We start from the raw sequence: 7,091 nt of genomic DNA on the forward strand, positions 1-7,091 counted from the left end.
CTTCCTGGGGCGTGGCGGCCGGCGCCGCGGGCGGCTTGGGCACCGGCGCGGGCTTCGAGGCCTCCGGCATGCCCAGGCTCGCGAGCCGGTTGGTGGGCGTGCCGGTCATCGTGACGTCGGGCGGCTCGCTGGCGGCGCCCACCGGCAGGTGGGTCCGGTTCTTCAGGAGCGAGTCGTAGAGGTCCAGCAGCTGGCCCCGGATGAGGCCCGCGTCCAGCACCTGTTCGGCGAACGCGCGCCCGGCCTTCCCCAGCGCCACGCGGCGGGGCACGTCGCGCGCCAGCTCCATGATGCGTTCGGAGAGCGCGCGGCTGTCCCCGGGCGGGAAGAAGACCGCGGCGCCCGGGGGGATGAGCTCGCGGGTGACGGGCAGGTCGGCTGCGATGACGGGCCGGCCGGCGGCCATGTACTCGGAGACCTTGGCCAGCGGCCCGCCCTGGAGCCGGTTGCGCTCCGAGTCGTCCAGGGGCAGCACGCCCACGTCCGCCAGGGCCAGCACCTTGAAGAGGTCGTCGTGGACGACGGGGGGTTGGAAGTCGACCTTCTCCTTGAGCCCCAGGTCGTTGACCAGGTCCTCCAGGTGGGGCTTCCAGTCCGGGTGGTGCGCGCCCACCAGCGTCAGGCGCACGTCCACCTGCTGGGACGCGAGCGCGGTGGCGCGCAGCAGGGTGGGCAGGCCCTGCCAGCCCACGTGGCTGCCCAGGTACATCATCCTGAGGGGCGTGCCGTCCGGGGCGCCGAGCACCTCCGGGTCGTACGGCTTGAGGTCCACGGGCGCGCGCAGCATGCGCAGCTGGTCCTCGGCCGCCCCCAGCCCCTGGATGTACCCGCGCGTCGTCTGGGAGCCGGTGACGACGAGGTCCGCGTTCATCAGGCAGAAGAGCTCCTGCCGGCGGATCTTCGACAGGAAGCGCCGGTCCCCGTCCGTCTGTGGATGGGTGTAGCGAAGCTCCTGCGAGGGGAAGGTCTGGGCCTCATAGATGAGGCGGTAGCCGTAGTCCCCCTTCATCTCGCAGAGCGCGTAGCCGCCGAAGGGGTCCGTGAAGTGGGCGAGCGCGTAGTCCTCGCTCTCCAGCTGCCGGCGCACGGCCCGCTCGAAGGACTGGATGCGCGAGGCCAGGTCCCCGGAGCCTACCGGGACGCGAAGCAGCCGGGCTCCCTGGTACTTCTCGATATGGGAGTGGTCGGGGGTCTTCGCCGACAGCACCACCACGGAGAAGCGATCAGGCAACGCCTTCAGATACTCGGTCAGTCGGCGTGAGGAGCCAGACGGGCCGGGGATGACGTCGAAGCTGCACAGGAGAAGTCTGGGCAGGTCACTCAAGCGTTCGCAGGATACTTGGACATCGGGGAGGTGTCATCGGCCGTGACGGAAGAAGAAGGGGGTCGGGAGACAAACACATCCCGTGACGGATGCGTTGACCGCCTGTATGCCGCGACATAACGAGGCGAGGTGTCCATGGATGAGCGGAAGGGCGTCACCGTGAGCTACCTGCGAGAGCTGGCCCGGAAATACCTCCGGGGCCGGTCTGGCGCGTCCAGGGGGCGGGAGTTCGTCGCCGCGCTGGCCGAGCGTGTCCCGGCCCTGGGGCGGCTCGCGCGCATGGCGGGACTGCAGATGTCCCAGCGCAGCTCCGGCGACGTGGGAGGCGAAGCACGAACGCTGGATTCCGGGCAGCCGGATTCCGGCCCCGCACGCGGCGCGAAGGACGCGGCCGTCCCCCTGCCTCCCGCGGGGGCCAGCGAGGCGAGGCCACCGGAACTTTCCGCGGAGCCCGTCACCGAACCGAGTGGCGAGCCCAGGACCCGGCCGGCCCAGGTGGTGACGTTCCCGGCCCGCGCGAAGTCCCGCAGGGAGCCGGACGACGATGACACGCTGCCCCTGGCCCCCGAGGCGCTGACGCCGCGCCCCTCTGGCACGCCCCGGGTGGAGGTGGAGGCTCCACGGGCCGCCGCCGAGGCGACGCCCGCGCCCGCGAGCGAGCCCCCGCATGCCGCCGAGCCCCTGGTGGAGGGGTTCTTCGTGACGAAGATGGCGGGGCCGGGCGAAGCGCGCCGGCACCACCTGTTGGAGGAGCAGGCGCCGCGCCTGCCTCCCGCCGATGCGTCGCCCGAGCGCGAGGAGCGCCTGGGCATGCTGCCCCTGGACTACCAGGACGACGCGATGGTGCTGCTCGCGCGCGATCCGCACACGCTCTTCGTCTTCTGGGACTTCAGCGACGCCAGCCGGAAGCGGGCGCTCGACGGACTGCCGGTACCGCGCGCGGTGTTGAAGGTGTTCGACGGCGAGGGGCTGTCGCGCGAGGTGGACTTCGCGCTGGAGTCGCGCAGCTTCTACCTGCTGGGCATGACGCCCGGACGCACGTACCGGGTGGAGGCGCACTTCGTTGGCGCGGACGGCCGTTCGCGCCGCATCGGTCACTCGTCGAACCGGGCGACGTTGCCTCCGGCGGGACCGTCCTCGGATACGTCCATCAAGTTCCTGCACATGCCGCCCCTGCCCGTCGTTTCCCGTCCGCGCGCGGAGGTGGCCGTGGCGGTGCCGGTGCGCGCGCCGGAGCCCGAGGAGCGCGAGTACGTGACGTGGCGTCGGGTGTCGCTGCCGGGCAGCGCGGGCGTGCGGGACATCCCGGAGGTCCACCGCGAGCGCATCAAGGTGCTGCGTGCACCGGGGGCCTCGGACCAGCGCTACGCGGACACGGCCCATCTGGAGAGCGCGCCGCGTGCGCCGGGAGCTTCGGACCAGCGCTATGAAGTCGCCGTCGGAGAGGCGCGGACGCCGGGGGCTTCGGATCAGCGCTACCTGGCGGTGGAGCGTGCTCCAGGTGCTTCGGACCAGCGCTATCTGGAGGTGCCGCGTGCGCCGGGAGCTTCGGACCAGCGCTATGGCCAGGGCCTGCTTCCGGGCGGTGTGTCGGAGTACCGCTACCTGGAGCTGGAGTCCCCCCGCGCCCCCGGTGCTTCGGACCAGCGCTACGTGGAGGGCGAGAGAGGGCAGGGAGCGTCGGATTCGAAGTACCTGACGGTGCCGCGCGCGGCCGGGGCTTCGGATCAGCGCTACCTCACGGTGTCGTCCGTGCCCGGGGCTTCGGACGCGAAGTACCTGACGGCGCCGCGCGCCGCGGGAGCTTCGGATCAGCAGTACCTGAGCCCGGCGCGTGCGTCGGGTGCGTCGGACCAGCAGTACCTGACGGTGCCTCGGGCCGCCGGTGCATCGGATCAACAGTATCTGAGCCCGGCGCGTGCGTCGGGCGCGTCGGATCAGCAGTACCTGACGGTGCCGCGCGCGGCCGGGGCTTCGGACGCGCGCTCATCCGGGGCCGTGCCCCCGTCGCAGGGCGAGGTTTCGCTCCCGGCGAAGGGTTCGGGTGTTGCGGTGGGGAAGGTTGATGGCGCGAGCACGCCTTCGACGCCGGTGTTCGCCCAGGGCCCCGTCCTGGCCGATTCACGCACGCAGGAGCCGGAGTCGCCGCGGGTGGCGGAACCGGAAGCCCCCAGGGATCCATGGGCCTTGAGCGTGGCGCGCGGCCTCACCGCGTCCGAACAGCGCGCCCTCGATAGAGCACGAGAGGCCGCCGAGGCAGCGCGAGAGGCCCCACCGGCTCCCGTGCCTCCGAGTCCTCCGGCCCCGAAGGCCGAGGCCCCCGTCCCTCCGAGTGCTCCGCCCCTGAAGGCCGAGCCCTCCGCGCCTGCCCGTCCGGAGCCCTCCAAGAATGCCCCGGAGCCGTCGACCCCGGGCTCCCCGTCCGCTTCCTCCCGGTCCCGGCGCTCGCGCCGTGGACGTTCGTGAACCCGCACGGCCTCCTTGACTGACCTATGAGCCTGGGCTCCCTCGCGCTGGTCCTCCACGCGCATCTGCCTTTCGTCCGCCACCCTGAATACGAAGACTTCCTCGAGGAGGACTGGCTCTACGAGGCCATCTCCGAGACGTACCTGCCGCTCTTGCGCGTCTTCGACACGCTGGCCGAGGAGCGCGTCCCGTACCGCGTGACGATGACGCTGTCCCCCACGCTCGTCACGATGCTCAACGACGACCTGCTGCGGGAGCGCTACGCGCGACGGTTGGACCTGCTCTGTGAGCTGGGCGCCCGCGAGGTGCACCGCACCCGCGACGACCCCACCTTCCACCGACTGGCCGTCTTCCACCGCGACCACTTCGAGTCGCTGCGCCTCGCGTACCACAACCATTACAGGCGCGACCTCGTGGCCGCGTTCCGCCGGCTCCAGGACGCGGGGCACCTGGAGATCCTCACCTGCAACGCGACCCACGGCTTCCTGCCGCTGATGCAGCAGACTCCCGAAGCCGTGCGCGCCCAGGTGACGGTGGCGGCGAACCACTACCGCCAGAACTTCGGCCGCGACCCCGCCGGCATCTGGCTGGCCGAGTGCGGCTACTACCCGGGCCTGGAGCGCATCCTCTCCGCCGAGCGGATCCGCTACTTCTTCGTCGACACGCACGCCCTCACGGACGCCACGCCCCGTCCGCTGCACGGCCCCTACGCGCCCATCTTCACCGAGCCGGGCGTCGCCGCCTTCGCGCGCGACCCGGAGAGCAGCCAGCAGGTGTGGAGCACCGAGCATGGCTACCCCGGCGACCCCGTGTACCGCGAGTTCTACCGGGACATCGGCTGGGACCTGGACCTGGACTACATCCGGCCCTTCATCCAGCCCACCGGCGACCGCAAGAACACCGGCTTCAAGTACTTCCGCATCACCGGCAAGACGAACGACAAGCACCCCTATGATCCGGCCGCCGCCCGCGAGCGCGCCTGGGTGCACGCCGGCAACTTCCTCTTCAACCGGCAGCGCCAGTTCGAATACCTCGCCTCGCGCATGGGGGGCCGCAAGCCCGTGGTCGTCGCGCCCTACGACGCGGAGCTCTTCGGTCACTGGTGGTTCGAGGGCCCCCACTTCATCGAGGCCCTCATCCGTCAGGCCGCGCGCGACCCGGCCGTGTTCACGCTCATCAGCCCCCTGGACGACCTGCGCGAGCACCCGGAGAACCAGGTGGCCACGCCGCCCCTGTCCTCCTGGGGCGCGGGCGGGTACGCGAACATGTGGCTCGACGGGAGCAACGACTGGATCTACCGCCACCTGAACCACTGCGCGAAGCAGATGGTGGAGCTGGCCCGGGACTTCCCGGACGCGTCGAACCTGCCGCGCCGGGCGCTGAACCAGGCGGCGCGCGAGCTGCTCCTCGCGCAGTCCTCCGACTGGGCCTTCATCATGAAGACCGGCACCATGGTGGACTACGCTGTGCGCCGCACGAAGGAGCACCTGCAGCGCTTCCTGCGCCTGCACGACCAGGTGCGCGCGGGCACCATCGACGAGTCGTGGCTGTCCCACGTCGAGGGCCGCAACAACCTGTTCCCCGAGCTGGACTACCGCGTCTACCGGCCTGTTTGAGCGCTCCGGGAACAGGCGGGCTGGCTGGGAGTTCACCTCCCGCAAGCGGACGGTGTCGTTCCGGTTGCGGGGCCTCGTTTCCGCTTTAGCTTGAAAGAACCCATGACCCACACGTTCCCTCCGTTCCGTCGCAAGCTGGTGGCCGCCGTGCTGGTGCTCGTGTCGCCCGCGCTCGCGCTCGCGCAGGCCCCGGCGCCGCAGCCGGCCGCACCCCAGACGCAGCAGGCGGCCTCCGGACAGGCCGGCAACCTGCAGCCCGCCACGCGCGAGGCGCAGTCCCTGTCCTCACTGGCCCCGCTCGTGGACTCGGTGAAGTCCGCCGTCGTCAATGTGGACGTGCAGGCCCGGCCGGAGGTGCCCGAGGGCATGGAGGACAACCCGCTCTTCGACCGCTTCTTCGGCGGCAACGGCGGGCGGGGCGGCGGGCGCGGACGCAGTGAGCGGGAGCAGATCCGCCAGGGCGCCGGGTCCGGCTTCATCATCGACCCCAAGGGGCTGGTGCTCACCAACAACCACGTCATCGAGGACGCGGTCACCATCACCATCCGCCTGGACGACGGTCGCTCGTTCACCGGCGAGGTGGTGGGGCGCGACCCGCTCACCGACGTGGCCGTGGTGAAGGTCAAGGAGAAGGTGGATCAGCTCCCCACCGTGAAGCTGGGTGACTCGGATGCGGTGCGCGTGGGGGACTGGGTGCTGGCCATCGGCAACCCTTTCGGCCTCGCGTCCAGCGTGAGCGTGGGCATCCTGTCCGCGCGCGCCCGGGAGATCGGCGCCAGCCAGTATGACGACTTCCTGCAGACGGACGCCGCCATCAACCCAGGCAACTCCGGCGGCCCGCTCTTCAACATGAAGGGCGAGGTGGTGGGCATCAACACCGCCATCGTCGGCGGCGGCACGGGCATCGGGTTCTCCGTGCCCAGCAACCTCATCAAGGCGCTCCTGCCGCAGCTGGAGAAGGCCGGCTCCGTCACGCGTGGCTGGCTGGGCGTGGGCATCCAGCCCCTCACGCGCGACCTGGCGCAGGCGCTGAAGCTGCCGGTGAACGAGGGCGCCATCCTCACGCAGATCAACCCCGGCTCCCCCGCTTCGAAGGCGGGGCTCAAGGCGGACGACGTGGTGATCGCCATCGACGGACAGAAGGTCCGCTCCGACAGCGAGCTCACCCGCATCGTGGCGCTCAAGAAGCCCAACAGCGTCACGACGCTCAGCCTCTACCGCGACGCCAAGAAGCAGGACGTCAAGGTGACGATGGGCACGCGGCCGGACCTGGAGGGCCTGTCCAAGAAGAAGCCGGAGGCCTCCGATGAGCAGGACAGCTCGCGCCGCGTGGGCGTGTCCCTGCAGGACCTGGATGCGCGCACCGCGTCCCAGGCGGGCTTCACGGAGCGCGCCGGAGCGCTCGTCACCGACATCATTCCCGGCTCGCCCGCGGACCGCGCGCAGCTGGCCCCGGGCATGCTGGTGGTGGAGGTGAACCGCAAGCCCATCGCGAGCGCGAAGGAGCTGGCCGCGGTCATCCGCGCCGCGCCCGCGGGCAGCACGCTGCTCCTGCGCGTGGCCGGCCCCGGCGGTGGGCGGCTGCTTCGCGCGCTGAAGATGCCCTGAGCGGCCGTGGGGGTTAGTGAACGCGGATGAGCGTCAACTACGTCTCGCTGGGTGACAGCACGGCGGTGGGGGTGGGG

At 71.2% G+C, this 7,091-nt stretch carries 4 protein-coding genes; 3 read left to right on the forward strand and 1 reads right to left on the reverse strand.

From position 1 onward, the window contains the following. Positions 1 to 1,231 (reverse strand): glycosyltransferase (locus tag D7V93_RS33785; protein ID WP_244237670.1); only part of this gene is annotated, 1,231 nt, incomplete at its 3' end. A gap of 228 nt (positions 1,232 to 1,459) precedes the next feature. On the opposite strand from D7V93_RS33785, the gene D7V93_RS33790 reads away from it, so the two are divergent. From D7V93_RS33790 to D7V93_RS33800, 3 genes are all read left to right on the forward strand, one after another. Next, complete coding sequence (locus D7V93_RS33790) at positions 1,460 to 3,790, forward strand: DUF4912 domain-containing protein (RefSeq protein WP_120647304.1); 2,331 nt, start codon at positions 1,460 to 1,462, stop codon at positions 3,788 to 3,790. A 26-nt stretch (positions 3,791 to 3,816) separates the two neighbouring features. Further along, entirely contained in the window at positions 3,817 to 5,406 is a 1,590-nt protein-coding gene (locus tag D7V93_RS33795; protein ID WP_120647301.1) for a glycoside hydrolase family 57 protein, read from the forward strand. 102 nt (positions 5,407 to 5,508) lie between these two features. Continuing rightward, positions 5,509 to 7,014, forward strand: a complete 1,506-nt coding sequence (locus D7V93_RS33800) for a trypsin-like peptidase domain-containing protein (RefSeq protein ID WP_120647302.1) — start codon at positions 5,509 to 5,511, stop codon at positions 7,012 to 7,014. Positions 7,015 to 7,091 lie beyond the last annotated feature (77 nt).

The sequence above is a fragment of the Corallococcus llansteffanensis genome, assembly GCF_003612055.1.
Taxonomy (GTDB): Bacteria; Myxococcota; Myxococcia; order Myxococcales; family Myxococcaceae; genus Corallococcus; species Corallococcus llansteffanensis.

Coding starts and splice junctions, on each gene's coding strand:
- D7V93_RS33790 (WP_120647304.1), top strand. CDS start 1,460: ATGGATGAGCGGAAGGGCGTCACCGTGAGCTACCTGCGAGAGCTGGCC.
- D7V93_RS33795 (WP_120647301.1), top strand. CDS start 3,817: ATGAGCCTGGGCTCCCTCGCGCTGGTCCTCCACGCGCATCTGCCTTTC.
- D7V93_RS33800 (WP_120647302.1), top strand. CDS start 5,509: ATGACCCACACGTTCCCTCCGTTCCGTCGCAAGCTGGTGGCCGCCGTG.